This is a genomic window from Neorhizobium sp. IRS_2294 (assembly GCF_050500145.1).
GTDB classification, from domain to species: Bacteria; Pseudomonadota; Alphaproteobacteria; order Rhizobiales; family Rhizobiaceae; genus Neorhizobium; species Neorhizobium soli.
In genome coordinates, this window is sequence record NZ_CP191440.1 from 293,124 (window position 1) to 312,413 (window position 19,290).

The 19,290-nt window shown below is 60.4% G+C and carries 19 protein-coding genes; 6 read left to right on the plus strand and 13 right to left on the minus strand.

All coding sequences use genetic code 11. The annotated features are described in order from the left end of the window. Positions 1-44 precede the first annotated feature (44 nt). The 4 genes from ACQY1K_RS18645 to ACQY1K_RS18660 form a co-directional block, all read right to left on the minus strand. Positions 45-467 (minus strand): hypothetical protein, encoded by a 423-nt coding sequence (locus tag ACQY1K_RS18645; protein ID WP_430260173.1) that lies wholly within the window; start codon positions 465-467, stop codon positions 45-47. Positions 468-606: 139 nt separating this feature from the next. Then, entirely contained in the window at positions 607-1,812 is a 1,206-nt protein-coding gene (gene pcaF, locus ACQY1K_RS18650; protein ID WP_430260175.1) for a 3-oxoadipyl-CoA thiolase, read from the minus strand. A 10-nt stretch (positions 1,813-1,822) separates the two neighbouring features. Then, positions 1,823-2,527: a CoA transferase subunit B gene (locus ACQY1K_RS18655; protein WP_062578016.1), complete on the minus strand. Its 705-nt coding sequence runs from the start codon at positions 2,525-2,527 to the stop codon at positions 1,823-1,825. Then, a complete protein-coding gene (locus tag ACQY1K_RS18660) occupies positions 2,524-3,246 on the minus strand; it encodes a 3-oxoacid CoA-transferase subunit A (protein ID WP_430260177.1) in 723 nt (240 codons plus the stop codon). Before ACQY1K_RS18660 ends, ACQY1K_RS18655 begins: the two co-directional genes overlap by 4 nt. A 117-nt stretch (positions 3,247-3,363) precedes the next feature. On the opposite strand from ACQY1K_RS18660, the gene ACQY1K_RS18665 reads away from it, so the two are divergent. Further along, on the plus strand, positions 3,364-4,125 hold the full coding sequence (locus ACQY1K_RS18665) for an IclR family transcriptional regulator domain-containing protein (RefSeq protein ID WP_430260179.1): 762 nt from the start codon (positions 3,364-3,366) through the stop codon (positions 4,123-4,125). Positions 4,126-4,164: 39 nt separating this feature from the next. On the opposite strand, the gene mmsB is transcribed toward ACQY1K_RS18665, so the two are convergent. The 7 genes from mmsB to ACQY1K_RS18700 form a co-directional block, all read right to left on the minus strand. After that, positions 4,165-5,052 carry a 3-hydroxyisobutyrate dehydrogenase gene (gene mmsB / locus ACQY1K_RS18670; protein WP_062459718.1) on the minus strand — a complete coding sequence of 296 codons (888 nt, stop codon included), beginning with the start codon at positions 5,050-5,052 and terminating at the stop codon, positions 4,165-4,167. 9 nt (positions 5,053-5,061) lie between these two features. Beyond that, positions 5,062-6,657, minus strand: a complete 1,596-nt coding sequence (locus tag ACQY1K_RS18675) for a GMC family oxidoreductase (RefSeq protein WP_192087510.1) — start codon at positions 6,655-6,657, stop codon at positions 5,062-5,064. A gap of 13 nt (positions 6,658-6,670) precedes the next feature. Beyond that, positions 6,671-7,669, minus strand: coding sequence for a branched-chain amino acid ABC transporter permease (locus ACQY1K_RS18680; RefSeq protein WP_062459725.1), 999 nt, complete (start codon positions 7,667-7,669; stop codon positions 6,671-6,673). Between the two features lie 15 nt (positions 7,670-7,684). After that, positions 7,685-8,572, minus strand: a complete 888-nt coding sequence (locus tag ACQY1K_RS18685; protein WP_062459730.1) for a branched-chain amino acid ABC transporter permease — start codon at positions 8,570-8,572, stop codon at positions 7,685-7,687. Between the two features lie 97 nt (positions 8,573-8,669). Further along, positions 8,670-9,374, minus strand: a complete 705-nt coding sequence (locus ACQY1K_RS18690; RefSeq protein WP_430260597.1) for an ABC transporter ATP-binding protein — start codon at positions 9,372-9,374, stop codon at positions 8,670-8,672. Beyond that, complete coding sequence (locus ACQY1K_RS18695) at positions 9,374-10,156, minus strand: ABC transporter ATP-binding protein (RefSeq protein ID WP_174197701.1); 783 nt, start codon at positions 10,154-10,156, stop codon at positions 9,374-9,376. The genes ACQY1K_RS18690 and ACQY1K_RS18695 overlap by 1 nt, the downstream gene beginning before the upstream one ends. A 3-nt stretch (positions 10,157-10,159) precedes the next feature. Further along, positions 10,160-11,374: an ABC transporter substrate-binding protein gene (locus ACQY1K_RS18700; RefSeq protein WP_430260181.1), complete on the minus strand. Its 1,215-nt coding sequence runs from the start codon at positions 11,372-11,374 to the stop codon at positions 10,160-10,162. A gap of 212 nt (positions 11,375-11,586) precedes the next feature. Here ACQY1K_RS18700 and ACQY1K_RS18705 point away from each other — a divergent pair, with 212 nt between their 5' ends. After that, positions 11,587-12,507, plus strand: a complete 921-nt coding sequence (locus tag ACQY1K_RS18705; protein WP_174197702.1) for a LysR family transcriptional regulator — start codon at positions 11,587-11,589, stop codon at positions 12,505-12,507. 77 nt (positions 12,508-12,584) lie between these two features. On the opposite strand, the gene ACQY1K_RS18710 is transcribed toward ACQY1K_RS18705, so the two are convergent. Beyond that, positions 12,585-14,864: an FdhF/YdeP family oxidoreductase gene (locus tag ACQY1K_RS18710; RefSeq protein ID WP_430260183.1), complete on the minus strand. Its 2,280-nt coding sequence runs from the start codon at positions 14,862-14,864 to the stop codon at positions 12,585-12,587. A gap of 283 nt (positions 14,865-15,147) precedes the next feature. Between ACQY1K_RS18710 and osmF the strand changes: the two genes are divergently transcribed. The 4 genes from osmF to ACQY1K_RS18730 all read left to right on the plus strand — a co-directional run bounded on the left by osmF (position 15,148) and on the right by ACQY1K_RS18730 (position 18,975). Beyond that, entirely contained in the window at positions 15,148-16,059 is a 912-nt protein-coding gene (osmF, locus tag ACQY1K_RS18715) for a glycine betaine ABC transporter substrate-binding protein OsmF (protein WP_430260185.1), read from the plus strand. 68 nt (positions 16,060-16,127) lie between these two features. Continuing rightward, entirely contained in the window at positions 16,128-17,294 is a 1,167-nt protein-coding gene (locus ACQY1K_RS18720; protein ID WP_249406492.1) for an ABC transporter permease, read from the plus strand. Then, positions 17,291-18,229 (plus strand): ABC transporter ATP-binding protein, encoded by a 939-nt coding sequence (locus ACQY1K_RS18725; protein ID WP_062459754.1) that lies wholly within the window; start codon positions 17,291-17,293, stop codon positions 18,227-18,229. The genes ACQY1K_RS18720 and ACQY1K_RS18725 overlap by 4 nt, the downstream gene beginning before the upstream one ends. Then, on the plus strand, positions 18,226-18,975 hold the full coding sequence (locus ACQY1K_RS18730; protein WP_430260187.1) for an ABC transporter permease: 750 nt from the start codon (positions 18,226-18,228) through the stop codon (positions 18,973-18,975). Before ACQY1K_RS18725 ends, ACQY1K_RS18730 begins: the two co-directional genes overlap by 4 nt. Positions 18,976-19,008: 33 nt before the next feature. On the opposite strand, the gene ACQY1K_RS18735 is transcribed toward ACQY1K_RS18730, so the two are convergent. Continuing rightward, positions 19,009-19,269 carry a helix-turn-helix domain-containing protein gene (locus ACQY1K_RS18735; RefSeq protein ID WP_062459760.1) on the minus strand — a complete coding sequence of 87 codons (261 nt, stop codon included), beginning with the start codon at positions 19,267-19,269 and terminating at the stop codon, positions 19,009-19,011. Positions 19,270-19,290: the final 21 nt, after the last annotated feature.

Sequence of the window (19,290 nt, forward strand, 5' to 3'; positions counted from 1 at the left end):
GTTTCATGCCCGTGGCTCCGACTACCGCTATAGTCGACCAGAGATCACGGACCTCCGATCGTGGGCAGATACCTCTCGACTTCACGCCTTCCCACGGTGTCGAGCACAGCGATATTCTCGTTCCAGAAATCTTCAGCTTCTTTGGTATCGGTTCCCCATGCACGCGTAGCGCTGCGACGGCCACCGAGACGCATATACTGATGGGCCAGCATCGACAGGCCGGACGCAGTCCCAGTCTCAATCGTGGAGTTTCTAACGGGAAGTGCAGATAGCATCCGCTCAAGCGCGTCGTGCTCGGGGCCACGTGGGTGTTGACCCAGGAACACGTCCACTGGAATCCGCGTTTCGTGGCCACCGGACGGCAAGTTGCCACGGTGCGTGACCGTTGCGCGATGGTTCTCGGAAGCAGGATCGATAAACCACCGATCTCCATTGGTGCTGTGCGCAAACTCCTGCGGTTCGTTCATGCTGCCGATCCTTACGAGTTTTCGAGGGGGAGACGCTATCCGGCTTGTGTTCTTGCCGTGCGCCTCGCTTATCAACAGTCACCGCCGCCAATGGTTGCCGGAGGCGTCGAATTGTCTTCGAGCTCCGGCTGCAATCCCCCTAAACTCGTTCCAAAGCCAGAGCTATCCCCTGGCCAACGCCGATGCACATCGTGGCAAGCGCGTATCGCGTACTCCCCAGCGATAGCTCCAGTGCCGCGGTTCCGGCAATGCGTGCTCCGGACATGCCGAGCGGGTGACCCAGCGCGATGGCACCGCCATTCGCGTTGACATGCTCTGCATCATCGGGGATTCCGAGCTCGCGCAAAACGGCGATGCCCTGAGAGGCGAAGGCTTCGTTCAGCTCGACAATCCCGAAATCCTGCGGCGACAGGCCGAGGCGTGCGCAGAGTTTCTGCGTCGCTGGCGCAGGCCCGATGCCCATCACCCGTGGCGGAACGCCAGCCGCAGCGCCGCCGATGATGCGTGCAATCGGCGTCAGGCCATATTTCCGGGCCGCCTCCTGCGAGGCGATGATCAGTGCCGCTGCCCCGTCATTGACGCCGGATGCGTTGCCGGCAGTGACCGTGCCGCCTTCCATTTTGTTCACCGGCCGGAGTTTAGCCAATGCCTCCAAGCTGGTTGCGCGGGGATGCTCGTCCTTGTCGACGATGATGCTATCGCCCTTCTTTTGCGGAACGCTGACGGCTTTGATTTCTCTTGCTAGCCTGCCGTTCTGCTGGGCGGCAGACGCCTTGTTCTGGCTGCGCACTGCAAACGCGTCCTGATCCTCGCGAGAGACATGGTAATCGATCGCGACATTGTCGCCGGTTTCCGGCATGGAATCGACGCCGTACTGCTTCTTCATGAGCGGATTGACGAAACGCCACCCAATGGTGGTGTCGTATATCTCCGCGTTGCGTGAAAACGCCGTCTCGGCCTTCGGCATCACGAACGGAGCGCGGCTCATGCTTTCCACGCCACCGGCAATCATGATGTCGGCTTCGCCGGCCTTGATGGCGCGGGCAGCGGTGATCACGGCATCCATGCCCGATCCGCAGAGACGGTTGATCGTCGTGCCGGATACGGACACTGGCAGGCCGGCAAGCAGCAGCGACATGCGCGCGACATTCCGGTTATCTTCGCCCGCCTGGTTGGCGCAGCCAAAGACCACGTCGCCGACCGCTTCCCAGTCGACGGCAGCGTTTCGCTCCATCAGTGCTTTAAGAGGTACAGCGCCCAGATCGTCCGCACGGACCGATGACAGCGCGCCGCCGAAACGACCGATCGGGGTACGGATATAATCGCAGATAAATGCTTCGGTCATCGATCTCTCCTCAAAGCGCCGGTACGACAAGATCGGCAACAGCGCCGTCCACATGGAGCTGCGCGCCGGTCATCGCCTGCAATTCCTCGATGGTCATTGCGGCGAGCTTTTCACGCAGGACAAAACGGCCGTCCGCGATATCGATCACCGCATGGCTCGTATAGACCCTCGTGATGCAGCCGACGCCAGTCAGGGGAAATGTGCATTTGGAGACCAGCTTCGGCTTGCCGTCTTTCGTCACATGCTCGGTGATCACGAAGACCTGCTTTGCGCCATGCACAAGATCCATCGCGCCGCCGACCGCCGGCACGCCCTTGGAGCCAACACGCCAGTTGGCAAGGTCGCCATTCTCCGCCACCTGATAGGCGCCGAGGATGGCAACGTCGAGATGGCCTCCCCGCACCATGGCAAAGCTGTCAGCGTGATGGAAGAAAGCAGCACCAGGCTTGACCGTGACGGCCTTTTTGCCCGCGTTGATCAGATCCCAGTCTTCCTCACCGGCTGCCGGAGGCTCGCCAAAATCGAGGATGCCGTTTTCCGTATGGAAGATCGCCTGTCTGCCGGGCGGCTGATAGCGGGCGACCATTTCCGGAAAACCGATCCCGAGATTGATATAGGCGCCATCTTCGATATCCTGCGCGGCACGCCAGGCGATCTGCGTGTTCGACAGTTTGATGTCTTCGCGGGTGTCCAGTGTCTGAGTTTCGCCGCTCATGCGCTCATTCCTCCGGAATAGGCCACTCCGGCCCGGATGAGTTCTTCCTCTTGCTGAGGGTTTGAGACCTCAACCACCGCGTCGACAAAGATGCCGGGCGTGATCACCTGTTCGGGGTCAATGTCGCCGGGCGCGACGATCTGGGAGACCTGGGCGATGGTGGTGGTCGCGGCCATGCACATCAGCGGATTGAAGTTCCGGCCGGCCTTGCGATAAGTGAGGTTGCCATGGGTGTCGCCCAGATGCGCCTTGACGATGGAAAAGTCGGCCTTGAGCCAGCGCTCCTGCACGTAATGCCGTCCGTCGAACTCGGCGACCGGTTTGCCCTCGGCGAGTTCCGTTCCATAACCCGTCGGCGTGTAGAAGGCCGGTATGCCGGCGCCACCTGCGCGGATCCGCTCGGCAAGCGTGCCCTGGGGGACGAGTTCCAACTCGATCTTTCCGGCCAGATAGGTATCAGTGAAGGCGCGCGGATCGGACGAGCGAGGGAAGGAGCAGATCATCTTCGCGATCATGCCCGCATCGATCATCGCCGCAATACCGATGCGTCCGTTCCCGGCGTTGTTATTGATCACGGTCAGGTTTTTAGGACCATTGTCGATCAGCGCGTGGATGAGTTCGATCGGCGCACCGGAGCCTCCGAAACCACCGATCATCACCGTGGCACCGTCGGTGATCTTGGACACGGCATCAGCCAAAGTCCGAATTGTTTTATCCATCAGTATCCTCCGCAAACCGCTCCCGCTGCAGAAACAACTAAATCCCATAAGGATGGACGGCAAACCATTTGTGCGATATCGTCTCTTTGTACGATTATCGCACAAAATGAGGCTCTGGTGGACGTCAAGACGAGAGACATGATGGGCGGGCTGGCAAAGGGCCTCAAGGTCATAGAAGCCTTCTCTGCCGAGCGACCGCGTCTCAGCATCGCCGAAGCCTCACAGCTCACCGGTTATGATCGCGCGACGGTGAGACGATGCCTCCTGACGCTCTCCGAACTCGGCTATTGCGCCTATGACGGAAAATTCTTCACCGTCACCCCCCGCGTCTTGCGACTGGGAACGGGATGCCTGGCAGCGATGCCATTGCCGAAGATCGTGCAGCCTTGGCTCGATGACCTGTCCGAACAGACAGGCCAAAGCACATCCGTTTCCATTCTTGATGAGAGTGACATCGTTTACGTCGCGCGGGCCGCGCAGCGCAGGGTCATGTCGATTTCGCTGATGCCGGGCTCACGCCTTCCAGCCTACTGCACCTCCATGGGGCGGGTGATGCTGGCAGCACTTCCTGTCGAGCAGGCAGAAGATCTTCTTTCATTAAAGCCGCTCGTGGCGAGGACGGCAAAGACCGTGACCGACATCGAAACGCTCAAGGGCGAACTGCTCCGCATCCGTGATCGCGGCTATGCCTGCATCGATCAGGAGGTCGAAATCGGCCTTCGCTCTCTGGCCGTCCCGCTATTCGGCCCCCGCGGCCAAGTCGTCGCCGCGCTGAACATCGGGCTAGCCGCGTCAGAGGAGCCGATGCAGGCTGTCGCTGTCCGTTACATTCCGTCACTGCTTAAAGTTCAGAAGGAGCTGACCGGCATATCCGGTTGAATTTGCAGCATATGCCGGCGTTCCAACTCCGAAACCGTCCTATTCCCGCGGTATCTCCTGCAGCATCCGGATGATGGCGGAAAAGTCCTCGCCGCCGTGTCCGGCTGCCTCGAACTGGGCGTAGAGGTCGGCCGCGTGGGCTCCGAGCGGTGTCGCGGCGCCGGATTGTTGTGCTGCCTCTTGTGACAGCAGCAAGTCCTTCAGCATCAACGCCGTGGCAAAGCCGGGGCGGTAGTCGTTGTTGGCAGGCGATGTCGGCACGGGACCGGGCACGGGGCAATAGGTCGTCAGCGACCAGCACTGGCCCGATGAGGTCGAGGCGACATCGAACAGCGCCTGATGCGAGAGGCCGAGCTTTTCAGCCAGGCCGAACGCTTCGCAGACGCCGATCATCGAGATGCCGAGGATCATGTTGTTGCAGATCTTTGCAGCCTGACCCGCACCATCGCCGCCGCAGTGGACAATCTTGCGGCCCATGGCTTCGAGGATAGCCTTACCCGACGCAAACGCACTCTCCGAGCCGCCCACCATGAATGTCAGCGTGCCCGCTTCCGCGCCGGTCGTTCCCCCGGACACCGGAGCATCGAGAGAGAGGCAACCCATCGCGCTGCCCAGAGCATGCGCCTTGCGGGCGCTCTCCACGTCCACGGTCGAACAATCGATGAGCAGCGTTCCCTCGGGGATCACGGATGCCAGATCCGACCAGACGGCGAGGACATGCTGGCCCTTGGGCAGCATGGTGATAATGCAGTCTGCATTCAGCACAGCCTGGGGGAGGGTGCTTGCCGCGTTGACGCCATGCGCGCTTGCGGCATTCCTGCTCGCCTCCGAAAGATCGAAGCCCCAGACGTCATGTCCCGCCTTGACGAGATTGGCCGCCATCGGCCCGCCCATGTTCCCAAGTCCAACGAATGCAACCTTGCTCATAGTCCCCCCTTACCGATTGTCCGCCAAGATCATCGCCGCCGCCTTTTCGGCAACCATGATCGTCGGAGAATTCGTGTTGCCCGATGTGATGGCGGGCATGATTGATGCGTCGGCAATTCTCAGCCGGCCGAGTGCTCTCATTTTCAGTCGCGGATCGACGACGCTATCGGGATCCGACCCCATCCGGGCCGTGCCCACGGGATGGAAAATCGTCGTTCCTATTTCGCCGGCAGCGCGCTCCAGATCTGCATCCGTGTCGTACGCCGGTCCCGGCTTGTATTCTTCCGGCTGGTAGCGGGCGAAAGCAGGCTGCGCGACGATGTTGCGGGTCAGCCGGATCGAACTTGCCGCGACACTGCGGTCGGCAGCTGTCGAAAGATAGTTCGGCCGGATCGCCGGCGCTGCTGCAAAATCCGGGCCTTTCAGATGCACGGAACCGCGGCTTTCGGGGCGAAGATTGCATACGCTTGCGGTGATTGCCGGAAAAGCATGAACCGGATCCCCGAAGCGGTCCAGCGAGACCGGTTGGACATGGTATTCGAGATCAGCCGTTTCCTTGTCCGGACCCGACCGGGTAAAAATCCCGAGCTGGCTTGGAGCCATGGACATAGGTCCTGAGCGTTTCAGCGCATATTCCAGCCCGATCGCAGCCTTGCCGAGCCAGCGAGAGGCTTTCTCGTTCAGCGTCGGCACGCCGGTGACCTTGTAGACCAGCCGTAGCTGCAGGTGATCCTGCAGGTTTTCGCCGACCTGTCGCACCTCCTTGACCATCTCGACCCCGGCGTCCGCCAGAACCTCGCCGCGTCCGACGCCTGAGAGTTCGAGGACATGCGGCGTCCCGATCGCGCCCGCCGAAAGCACCGTCTCGCGACGGGCATGAGCCACCTGCGACACGCCATTCTGCTGAAACTCGACGCCTTTCACCTCACCGGTTTCGATGATCAGGCGGCGGACATGCGCCTTGGTGAGGACGCGTAGGTTCGGCCGCTTCATCGCGGGCCGCAGAAAGGCCTTGGAGGTGTTCCAGCGAATGCCCGAACGCTGGTTGACGTCGAAATAGCTCGAGCCTTCGTTGTCGCCGCGGTTGAAATCCTCGATCATCGGGATGCCCGCCTGTTCCGCCGCCTTGCGGAAACTGTCGAGCACCGCCCAGTGCAGACGCTGCTTTTCGACCCGCCATTCGCCGCCTTCGCCATGCAGATCGTCGCCGCCCTTGTAGAAGTCCTGGCTCTTGCGAAACAGCGGCAGCACGTCGTCCCAGCCCCAGCCGGCACATCCCATCTGCCGCCATAGGTCGTAATCGCGCGCCTGGCCGCGCATATAGATCATGCCGTTGATCGAGGAGCAGCCACCGAGCAGCTTTCCGCGCGGATAAAACAGGGAGCGGCCGTTGAGGCCTTTTTCCTTTTCGGTGGCAAAACACCAGTCGGTGCGCGGGTTGTTGATGCAATAGAGATAGCCGACCGGGATATGCACCCAGTGATAGTTGTCGGTCCCGCCGGCTTCCAGCAGCAGCACGCTGTTGCGGCTATCGGCCGAAAGGCGGTTCGCAAGAACGCAGCCGGCGCTTCCGGCACCGATGATGATGTAGTCGTAGGTTTCCATGATCTTCAGCCAATCAGCGGCGATGCTCGAAGCCCAGTTTTCGGCCAAGCCGCGAGGCGTAGAATTCCCCGATCAGGCCGCGCCGGAAGAGGAGGACGCAGACCATGAAGACCACGCCGGTGATGATCGTGACGGGAAATTCCGAGGTCGCGAGGTAGTTCTGCAACGCCACGACAAGCCCGGCGCCAAAGATCGGTCCGATCAGCGTGCCGATGCCCCCAAGCAGCGTCATCAGGATCACCTCGCCGGACATCTGCCAGCCGACATCGGTCAGCGTCGCGAACTGGAAGACGAGCGCCTTGGTTCCGCCGGCAAGCCCGGCAAGCGCCGCCGACATGACGAAGGCGCCAAGCTTGTAGCGGGATACGGAATAGCCGAGCGAGATGGCGCGCTGCTCGTTTTCGCGGATCGATTTGAGGATCATGCCGAAGGGCGAGTTGATGAACCGCCAGATGATCGCCATGCCGATCAAGAAGACGGCCAGCACGAAATAGTACATGTTCGTCGTTTCGCTGAGATCGATAAAGCCGAACAGGTGGCCGCGCGGCACGGACTGGATGCCGTCTTCGCCATGCGTGAATTCCGCCTGCAGGCAGAAGAAGAAGAACATCTGCGAAAGCGCAAGGGTGATCATCGCAAAGTAGATGCCCTGCCGCCGTATCGCAAAGAAGCCCATGATCAGGCCAAGCACGGCCGCTCCGAATGCACCGACGAGAATGCCGAGTTCCGGCGACAGACCCCAGACCTTTACGACATGGGCAGTAAAATAGGCGGCTCCGCCGAAGAACGTCGCATGGCCGAAGGACAACAGGCCCGTGTAACCCAACAGCAGGTTGAACGCGCAGGCAAATAGCGCAAAGCACAAAAGCTTCATCAGAAAGATCGGGTAGAAGAACAGCGGTGCAACAAGGAGCAGCACCAGTCCCAACCCGATGAAGATCGCGTAGGTTTTCGTGGCTGTGCCCGATCTCTCGATGCGCGGCGGGGCAGCGGTGTGGATGATGTCGCTCATCTCTGGCATCCTTCCCTAAACATCCCGGCCGAAAAGACCGGCTGGCCGCAGAAGCAGCACGATCGCCATGATCACGAAGATCACGATGCTCGATGCTTCCGGATAAAACACTTTCGTCAGGCCCTCGGCGATTCCGAGCATGTAGCCGGTCAGGATCGCACCCATGATCGATCCCATGCCGCCGACGACGACGACCGCAAAGACCACGATGATGATGTTGGACCCCATCAGCGGCGAGACCTGGTAGATCGGCGCCGCCAACACACCCGCGAAGGCTGCAAGTCCGGCGCCGAGCCCGTAGGTCAGTGTCAAAAGCACCGGCACGTTGACGCCAAACGCCTGCACCAGGATCGGGTTTTCCGTGGCTGCCCGCAAATAGGCGCCGAGCTTGGTCTTTTCGATCAAAAGCCAGGTGCCGATACAGGCGACCAGGGAGACGACCACCACCCAGCCGCGATAGATGGGTAGGAACATGAAGCCGAGATTGGTGCCGCCGGCAAGCTGCGTCGGAACCGAATAGGGCTGGCCCGACGAACCGTAGAGATACCGGAACGTGCCCTCGATGGTGAGCGCCAATCCGAAGGTGAAGAGCAGGCCGTAGAGGTGGTCCAGTTTGTAAAGCCGTGACAGCAGGAAGCGTTCGGTAATTGCTCCGAACAGGCCGACGACGAGAGGTGCGAGAACGAGCGCGAACCAGTAGTTGATGCCGAAATACTGCAGCATCAGCATGGCGACGAAAGCGCCGAGCATATATTGCGCGCCGTGGGCGAAGTTGATGACGCGGAGTAAGCCGAAAATGACGGCTAGGCCGAGGCTTAAGAGCGCATAGAAAGAGCCGTTGATCAGGCCGATGAGGAGCTGTCCCAAGAAAGCCTGCAGCGGAATGCCGAAAATCATGGTCATGGGGCGGCGCTCCTGGCGTCGTCTGATTTTACCGAAATTGGACGTGAGCGCGTTGCCAAGTCGTCCGTGCGGTGATCCGTTTGCATTGCGACCATGCTCAAACCCCCAGAACCTTATGCAGCATGCCCATCCTCTCAGGCAGTTCGCCGACGGGGAAATTTGCCACCATTTTTCCGTGGTCCATCAGGTAGAACCGGTCAGCGACGCGGCTTGCGAAGCGAAAATTCTGTTCGACCATCAACACCGTCATGCCGCGGTCCTTGAGCGTCTTCAGCACTTCGCCGATGCGCTGCACGATGACAGGCGCAAGCCCTTCGGTCGGCTCGTCGAGGATGAGCAGTTTTACCCCGGTGCGCAGGATGCGGGCGATCGCCAGCATCTGCTGTTCGCCACCGGAGAGCTTCGTGCCCGGGCTGGAGCGGCGTTCGTGAAGGTTCGGGAATAGCTCGTAGATCTCGCTGAGTGGCATTCCCCCTTGCGCAACGACCGGCGGCAGCATGAGGTTTTCCTCGACGGTCAGCGTCGAGAAGATACCCCGCTCCTCCGGCACAAAGCCGAGACCCGCATGGGCGGTTCTGTGCAATGGAACCCGCGACATGTCCTGGCCGGAAAAGAGGATCTCGCCGCGGCGTTCGCGGATGATGCCCATGATCGTGCGCAGCGTCGTAGTCTTGCCGACGCCGTTGCGACCGAGAATGGTGATGGTTTCGCCCTCATGCACCGTCATGTCGACGCCGTGCAGGACATGGCTTTCGCCATACCAGGCATTGAGATTGGAAACCTGAAGCAGGGGTTGCGCCATCATGCCTCCTCCGTGCCCATGTAAGCCGTGCGGACGCGCGGATCCTGGCTGACCGTCGCGTAATCGCCCTCGGCCAGAATTTCGCCGCGCTGCAGTACTGTGACGTGGTGGCAGATATCTGCAACGACGGAAAGATTGTGCTCCACCATCAGCACCGCGCGGGTTTTCGCCACTTCGCGGATGATGGCGGACACGGTACCGATATCCTCCTGGCCCATGCCGGCCATCGGCTCGTCGAGCAGCAGCACTTTGGGATCGAGTGCCAAAGTCGTGGCAATCTCCAGTACCCGCTTGCGACCGTAGGAAAGGTCGGCCGCCAGCGCGTTGCGCTCGCGTTTCAGCCCCACAGTCTCGATCAGCTCGTCGGCGCGGGCATCCAGCCGGTCGAGCGAGGACAGCGGCAGCCAGAACTGTGTCGACAACCCGCTCGGACGCTGCAATGCGACGCGGACATTGTCACGCACGGTCAGATGCGGAAACACGGCCGAGATCTGGAACGAGCGGACCAGCCCCATCCGCGCCACCTTGTCGGGTGGCAGTTTCGTGATGTCGGCGCCCATCAGCGTGATCGAACCGGCCGTCGGTTGCAGGAACTTGGTGAGAAGGTTGAACACCGTCGTCTTGCCGGCTCCGTTCGGACCGATCAGCGCATGGACACTGGCGTCGTGAACATCGAGATCGACATTCTTGACGGCTGCGAATGCTCCAAAGCTCTTCGACAGGCCACGGGCGGACAAGACCACCCGTGGCTGCTCGTTAGTCGAGATCGATGCGACTGCCATCGCTCACTTCACCAGCTCGCAACCGGCCTTGGCCGGGTCGAGATAGGCCTCCTTGCCGGGAATGGTGGCAAGCACGTTGTAATAGTCCCACGGTTCCTTGCTTTCATCAGGCTTCTTCACCTGCAAAAGGTACATGTCGTGGATCATTCGGCCGTTTGCGCCAACCGTACCGCCGCGAGCGAAGAAGTCGTCGACCGGCATTTCATGCAGCGCTTTGGCCACCGCGTCGCTTTCGTCCGTACCGGCCTTCTGCACGGCTTTGAGATACTGCGTCACGGCAGAATAGGTGCCCGCATGAACCATGTTCGGCATCTTGTTGGTCCGGGCAAAAAACTTCTTGGCAAACTCGCGGCTCTTGTCGTCGAGGTTCCAGTAATAGCCTTCCGTCAGCGTCAGGCCTTGTGCTGCCTCAAGTCCGAGCCCGTGCACTTCGGCCAGCGTGAACAGGAGCGCCGCCAATTTCTGCCCCCCCTGGACAATACCGAACTCGGCCGCCTGCTTGATCGAGTTGGCCGTGTCGAGACCGGCATTGGCTAGCCCGATCACCTTCGCGCCTGATGACTGCGCCTGCAGCAGGAAGGATGAGAAATCCTGGCTCGACAGGGGATGCCGCACCGAACCGACGACCGTGCCGCCATTGGCCTTCACGTAGTCGCTGGTCTGCTGCTCGAGGGAATAGCCGAAAGCATAGTCCGCGGTCAGGAAAAACCAGCTGTCACCGCCCTGCTTGACCATCGCACCGCCCGTGCCGACCGCAAGCGCATGGGTATCATATGCCCAGTGGAAGCCGTAGGGCGTGCAGGACTTGCCCGTGAGATCAGTGGTCGCCGCACCGGTGTTGATGGTGATCTTCTTCTTGTCCTTGGACAGCGCCTGGACCGCGAGACCGACCGACGACGTTGTCAGGTCCATGATCGTATCGACCTGCTGGGTATCGTACCACTGGCGGGCGATGTTGGAGGCGATGTCGGGCTTGTTCTGGTGATCGGCGTCGATGACCTCGATCGGAAAATCCAGAACCTTGCCGCCAAAATCCTCGACCGCCATCTTTGCAGCCTCAACGGACGACTTGCCGCCGAAATCGGAATACACCCCGGACTGGTCGTTCAGGATACCGATCCTGACCTTGCCGTCGGATGCCGCTTGGGAAAATGCAGTGCTGCTGGCGAGCAATACGGCCAGCGGTGTAACAACGGACGCCACAAACGTCTTTCGCATAAGGTCTCCTCCCAGAGATAACAGCGCGCGAATCTGTTCAAATTTGGCGGACCACCCTCCTCAAAGCAGCCCCTCCTGTGGGTATGGTCGAGTAAAACGAACGTTGACGCAAGGAGGAGCTCGCTATTAATTGCAAACAGCCTCTGTTCAATTTTGAACAGACACGTGACAGCGTTTGAACAAATAGGGACATTGGAGCGCTAACCGCCGACATGACAGCCAGCCCGAACTTCACCTGGGACGACCTTCAATATTTCCTGGCCGTCGCCCGAACCGGGCAGCTTTCCGTCGCGGCCCGGCAATTGCGCACCAGCCATGCCACCGTATCGCGCCGCATCGACCGACTGGAATTCAGTCTCCGGATCAAGCTTTTCGAGCGCAATCCGCGTGGCTATGTCCTAACGGGAATAGGACAACGCTTCATCGAAGCGGCGGAACGCATGGAGGCGGAAGCGGACCGGTTACAGATGGATATCTTCTCGGGGAGCGCTGCTCACCAGGGCGTCGTCCGTCTCAGTGCTCCGGAAGGAATTGCGAACTTCTTCCTCGCGCATCAGATCGGTGATTTCACCGTCCAGCATCCCAATCTCTCGCTCGAGCTGGTGACGATCCAGCAGATCATGTCCTTGTCGCGCAAGGAGGCCGACATTGCCATCTCGCTCGATCCGCCGAAGGGCGGACCCTACGAAATCGAGAAGATCACCGACTATCGGCTGAACATCTACGGCGCAAAATCCTACCTGTCCGAGCGACCGGAGATCAAAAGCCGCGACGACCTGCTGCTACACCCGTTCATCGGCTACATCCAGGATATGATCTTTGCGCCGGGACTGGACTATCTTGGCGACGTCCATCCGGGAATCCGGCCGCGGTTTCAGAGCTCAAGCATCTCGGCGCAACTGACGGCGACGCTTCAGGGCCAGGGACTCTGCATCCTGCCGCATTTCATTGCGCGCCGTCAGCCGGATCTCGAGCTGGTGCTGCCCCGCGAGGTGCAGTTGACCCGGCACTACTACCTGGTCCGTCACCGCGACATGAGCCGCATTCCCCGTGTACGTGCCGTCGCCGACTACCTTTTGGCGGTCGTGCAGAACAATCGAGATGCGTTTCTTGGCGAAATTGAAAGCGCCTAAGCAGAACGAAGTGTGCCCGCCAAACCTGGTTTACCTGGCTTGACGGGCACTGTACCGGACGGTACTCGCTTTCGGGATCAGTGGCTGACGATCTTCACCGGGATTGCCTTGGACGCCGGCGTCTTGGACATCTCGTCGTGATGGTCGATTGCGTTCAGCACATTGCATTCGGGATAGTACCCGCCGATCGTGCCGCGCGGAAGCTTGTGCGCCCTGACCGTCAGCCCGCTGAGTTCGCGGTGTTTGCCGTCTTCGAAGTCACTGACGAGCGATACGACCTGACCTTCCCGAAGTCCTGCTGCAGCAATGTCTTCCGGACACATGAGAAGCACGTCTCGCGTACCCTCAATGCCGCGGAATCGATCCGAATAGCCATAGATCGTTGTGTTAAACTGGTCGTTGGATCGCATCGTGATCAGCCGGAACCGACCAGGCGCATCCTCGAACGACAACGCGTTGAGCTGATGGGGCGTTGTAAAGACCGCTTTCTTTTCCTCGGTATTCCACTTGCGTTCGTGTGCATCATTGCCGCGATAAAAGCCGCCGGGCTCGAACATGCGCTGGTTGTAATGCTTGAAGTCATCGGGGTAGGTTGCCTCGATGAGATTGCGGACGAGGCTGTAGTCTCGCGTCCATTCGTCCCATTTCAGCTTCGGGTTATGGTCGAGCGTTGCTTTTGCAATGCCGGTGACGATCGCAAGCTCGCTCTGGAGATGCTTGGACGCCGGCGTGCGTTTACCGATCGACCCGGAAATGTGCGAAAAGCTGTCCTCCGTCGTCACGGACTGATTTCCGCTCGCCTGCATATCGATCTCGGTTCTGCTGAGACAGGGCAGGATCCATGCGTCCTTGCCCGGAAACAGATGACTGCGGTTGAGCTTGGTCGAGACCATGACCGTCAGCTCCTGCTCGGCCCAGACCCGCTCCATATCGACCTGATCCGGCACGGCTCGAAGCAGATTGCCGCCGAGTGAGATCGTGGCGCGAATGGTTCCTGCCATCATGCCTTTGACCGCATCGACGATGTGCGTTCCGTCCTCGGTCGGAGGATCGAAATCGAACAGTTCCTTCAGTTTGTCCATCGGGATGAGCTTGGTCTTTTCGGCGATGCCGACGGTCCGCTGGCCCTGAACGTTCGAGTGGCCACGCACCGGACAGCAACCGGCACCCTCGCGGCCGATATTGCCGCGCAGGAGAAGAAGGTTGACTAGCATCGCGATGTTGAGGCCGCCCTGCGAGTGCTGGGTCAGTCCCATTCCATAGACGCCGATGACGCGCTTGGCGGCAATATAAGTCGCGCCTGCCTCGCGCAGATCAGCCTCCGTGAGCCCGCTTTCACGCACAATGTCCGACCAAAGAGTATCGCGCACGCATTCGATGAACTTGTCGAAGCCCGTCGTATGCTCGGCGATGAAATCGACATCGAGAACACGCGCCCGGCCAGCGGCAACCGCTGCATCATCGGCCTCGACGACGGTCTTACAGAGACCCAGCATGGCAGCGACGTCACCACCGGCCTGCACCTGCAGATACTGATCGGATATCTTGGTCTCGTTGCCCGTGACCATGTCGAGCGGATTTTGCGGGTTCACGAATGACACGAGACCCTGCTCGATGACAGGGTTGAATGTGACGATCTTCGCGCCGCGCTTTTTAGCTTCCTGCAGCGGATGGAGGAAACGTGGACTGTTGGTGCCCGGGTTCTGGCCGAAGAAGAAGAAGGCGTCGGTCTTTTCCAAATCTTCCCAGACGATGGTACCGACCGGCGAGCCGATGACCTTGGTGAGGCCAACGGACGTCGTCTCGTGGCACATGTTCGAGCTCTGCGGCAGGTTGTTGTTGCCATAGGCGCGTGCCAGCAAGGCATAGAGGTAGGATGCTTCCAGTCCGGCATGGCCGGACGAATAGAAGACCACGCTCTTCTTCTCCAGGCGCTTTAGCGTTGCGCCGATCTTCTGGAACGCCTCGTTCCAGGTGGCCTCCACGTATTGTCCGGTCGCGTGGTCGAAGCGGAGAGGATGGGTTAGGCGACCTGTCATCTCCAGATCGTGGTCTTTCCAGCCCTTCAGCTCCTCCACCGTATGCTTCTTGAAGAAATCAGGTCCGCAACGGGAGTTGGTCAGGTCCCACATGGTGGCCTTGGCACCATTCTCGCAAAACTCGAATGGGTGATAGTTTTTGGGCTTTGGCCAGGCGCACGAGACGCACATGAATCCGCCCGGCTTGTTTTGGCGAGACAATGTTTCGAGAAACGCTGGTGGAGGCGAACTCTCGCCGTAGATCCGGAAAATCGACTTTACCGAACCCCAACCACCTGCAGGGCCTTTGCCTTCAGGATTGCTGATGTTGTCTGCCATGGGTGGGCCTCCGAAATGTTCGCTGAAAGGGATGCTAGGGGCGGCATCGACATAACTCGAAGAAGGCGCGATCGTTCCTCCCGCCGGGCAGTCGTTTCCGAGCGGCTGTCGGATCCGGAGACGGCATACGGCCTCGGTTTCAGGACGAGGCATACCGCAAATGACCGACGTGACGTTGCTCCACTATTCTTCTTGAACCGGCGGCATATATAGGCGTTTGCGTCCGGACGATTGCGGTTGGGCGCGCGAGGCAAGACTAGTTGTAAACAGGGAGATACCGGCCGTGCACCTGCCCAAGATCGTGATCGGAACCATATTCGCCATTGCCGCATCTGCGGCCACGGCATCGGCGCAAGTCGTCGTATCATCAAAGATCGATACCGAGGGCGGCGTCCTCGGCAACATCATTTTGTCCATCCTGAACGCAAACGACATCAAGACGACGGATCGCGTTCAGCTCGGCGCCACACCTGTCGTGCGCAAGGCGATCACCGCTGGCGAAATCGACATCTATCCGGAATATACCGGCAATGCGGCGTTCTTCTTCGAAAAAGCCGAAGACCCGGCCTGGAAGGATGCGGCAAAGGCCTATACTGAGGCCAAGAAGCTGGATTACGATGCAAACAAGATCGTCTGGCTGACCCCGTCTCCGGCAAACAACACCTGGGCGGTCGCAATCCGCAAGGAAGTCGCGGACGAAGGCAAAATCAAGACCTTTAGCGAATTCGGCTCCTATGTTGCTGGCGGCGGTAAGGTCGTTCTGGCTGCCTCCTCGGAATTCGTCAATTCTGCTGCAGCCCTTCCGGCCTTCCAGAAGACCTACGGCTTCACGCTCAAGTCCGACCAGCTGATCACGCTGTCCGGCGGCGACACCGCTGCCACGATCGCAGCAGCTGCAAACCAGACTAACGGCGCCAATGCGGCGATGGTCTACGGCACGGATGGTGGCATTGCGCCATCGGGTCTCGTCGTTCTGGAAGACGACAAGGGCGTCCAGCCGGTCTACCAGCCGGCTCCGATCATCCGTGAAGCGGTTCTGAAGGAGCATCCGCAAATCGAAACGTTTCTGAAGCCGGTCTTCGAAAAGCTCGATCTTGTGACGCTCCAGGAGTTGAACGGTCGCGTGCAGCTCGGTGGCGAACCGCCGAAGGCCGTTGCCGAAGACTTTCTGAAGAAGAACGGCTTTCTGAAGTAACACTGTCTGCTTGATGCATTCCTCCCGAAAGGGCGGGATGCATCATCCGGGGGCCAAGGAGGATCGGATTGAAGCTTCGCCTCGATAAGCTGGGTGTCGTCGTGGCGCTGCTGGCGGTCTACGCTGCCTTCTTCGCGCCCCTCATGATTTTCCGTCCCAACCGGATCGTGCCGGGGCAGGGGAAGTCTCTCTGGGAATCCCTGCCGCCATCCACGTCGATCGCCTTCGTCGTCGTTATCGGCGTCGCGATCCTCATCACACTCTTCAAAACACCTCTTTATCTGAGGCTGTCGGCTGCGGCGGCCGTTCTCGCGGGACTTGCCATCTCCGTCGGTTCCGCCGCGTCGTTTCTGACGCCGGACGGCAATACCTATGCTCGTGTTTCGCCGGCCTCCGGTGCCTGGCTGTTGATGCTTGCCTTCGCTCTGCTCGCCGCCGATGCGATCGCCAGACTGCGGCCAACACCCGTCGTTCGGATCGCCTTGCTGGCGGTCAGCCTAGCGGGCATCGCGCTCGTCCTGTCTTCGGGTCTCTGGGACGGACTTTCCATCATCAGGGAATATGCGGGCCGCGCCGACGTCTTCTGGCAGGAAGCGGGAAAACACGTGACATTGGCGATCGGATCGCTGATTGCAGCCGTCGTCGTCGGTCTTCCCCTCGGCGTTCTTGCCCACCGAGTCACTTCCTTGCGTGCCGGCATTCTCAACACGCTGAACTTCGTCCAGACGATCCCGTCGATTGCCCTGTTCGGCATTCTCATCGCGCCGCTCGGCTGGATCGCCATCAACGTGCCGGGTGCGGCCGCGATCGGCATACGCGGCATTGGCGCTGCACCCGCGTTCGTGGCGCTGTTCCTCTACTCCCTGTTGCCTGTTGTCGCCAACACCGTCGTGGGACTCGAAGGCGTGCCCCGGGAAGCAAACGAGGCGGCCCGCGGAGTCGGCATGACCGGGCGCCAACGCCTGTTCGGCATCGAACTGCCGCTCGCCATGCCCGTCATCCTGACCGGTATCCGCATCGTTCTGGTTCAGAATATCGGGCTTGCGACCATTGCGGCCCTGATCGGCGGCGGCGGGTTCGGCGTCTTCGTCTTCCAGGGCGTCGGCCAGACGGCAATGGATCTTGTGCTCCTGGGCGCCGTACCCACCGTCGTGCTTGCCTTCACCGCAGCCACCGTATTGGACGCACTCGTCGAACTGAACGCCCCTGTTGGCACTCGAGGCAAAGCCGCATGATCGAAATCGAGACCCTCACCAAGCGTTACGGCGACAATACGGTTGTCGACACAGTGACTATGACGATCCAACCGCGCACGGTAACGGTCATTGTCGGAACGTCCGGCTCCGGCAAGACCACGCTTCTGCGGATGATCAACCGGCTCGTGGAACCGACCTCTGGAACCATCAAGCTCGACGGCGTCGACAATCGCGACCTGCCGGGGTTCGAACTGCGGCGCAGGATCGGCTACGCGATCCAGGGACACGGGCTTTTTCCGCATCGAACCGTCGCGCAGAATATCGCCACTGTTCCGGGTCTGCTTGGCTGGGACCGGCCCCGCATCGACGCCAAAGTAAAAGAGCTGCTCGAACTCTTCCAGCTCGACCCCGCCGATTTCGCGTCGCGTTTTCCGCATGAACTCTCCGGCGGGCAGCAACAGCGCGTCGGCGTGGCACGCGCACTTGCGGCTGAACCCAACGTGCTCCTGATGGATGAGCCGTTCGGCGCTCTCGACCCGATCATTCGCGCCAAGGCGCAGCAGGACCTTATCAGCATTCAAAAAGTGCTCGGCACGACCATCGTTCTCGTCACGCACGATATGGACGAGGCCTTTCATCTGGCGGACCGGATTGCGGTGATGGACAAGGGCAAGGTCGTTCAATACGGCGCGCCCGTCGAGCTGGTTCGACAGCCTGCGACCCCGTTCGTCGAGACCCTGATCGGTGATACGGAGCGGCCGTTCCGGCTCCTGTCGATGCAGACTATCGGTGAGGCCGTCGAGCCCAATCAAGCGACAGGGGAACCACTGTCCGAAGACATGAGCCAGCGAGAAGCGCTATCAAAGCTTTTGTGGACGGGACAGCAGGCATTGCCTGTTCGCGCATCCGATGGGCGGATCATCGGCTCTGTTTCGGTCGAAGGACTTTCGAAGCGCGCGGCGGGTCTGGCATGAGAGCGTGGCTTCCTCTCATGCTGCGGGCGTTACTGCTCGTTCTTCTGCTGACGTTCCTGCTGATGCCCGAATCGTTCGATCCCATCCTGCGCCCGCTGGTTCAGCAGAATGCGCCTGCGATCTACAATCAGGGAAGTCTTCTGACACTCACGCTTCTGCATCTGAGGACGGTTGCCATCGCCACGACAGCAGCGATTCTTGTGGCTGTTCCCATGGCAATTCTCGTGACGCGGCCGATCGGCGCCGAGTTTTTGCCGCTCTCGCGGGGCCTCGTGAATATCGGGCAAACCTTCCCGCCAGTAGCGGTGCTGGCGCTCGCGGTTCCAACGCTGGGGTTTGGTGAAAAACCGACGCTGGTCGCGCTCTTTCTCTACGGTTTGCTGCCGATTTTCGAAAACACACTGACGGGGCTGACGACCCTTCCGCCGTCTGTCATGGAGGCGGCGCGCGGGACAGGCATGACCGGGTTGCAGCGGCTGTTCAAGGTCGAGCTGCCGCTCGCCACACCCGTCATCCTCGCCGGTATCCGTCTGTCGGTCGTGATCAGTCTCGCCACGGCCACGATCGGTTCGACCGTTGCCGCAAAAACCCTGGGCGAAGTCATCATCGCCGGCCTGCAGGCCAACAACCTCGCCTTTATCCTGCAAGGCGGCCTGATCGTCGGCGCTCTTGCGATCCTCATCTACGACACGCTGTCCGCCGTCGAGCGGGCTGCAGCTCGTCGTACGGGCCTGAACGTGCGGTAATTCCGCTTCTGGTAGAGCTTCAACGCTGACAGTCTAGCTGTCCCACTTCGGCCCGACACCGCGGCCGGTAATCAACCAGCCGAGGCTTACCTGCAGGGAGCGTGCGACGATCTCGAGATCGGTTGCGATCGGTGCGTCACGGTCGTTCTCCCAGGCCTCCCAGACACTCCGGTCAACACCGGACATGTGGGCAGCATCATCTACCGAAAGATCAGTCGCATCGCGTGCCAGGGAGATACGCCCGCCGAGCGTATCGCCGGTAGCCTGGTCGAGATCCGTTCCGTCAATAAACATCGTCTGCTCCTAACAACTGGA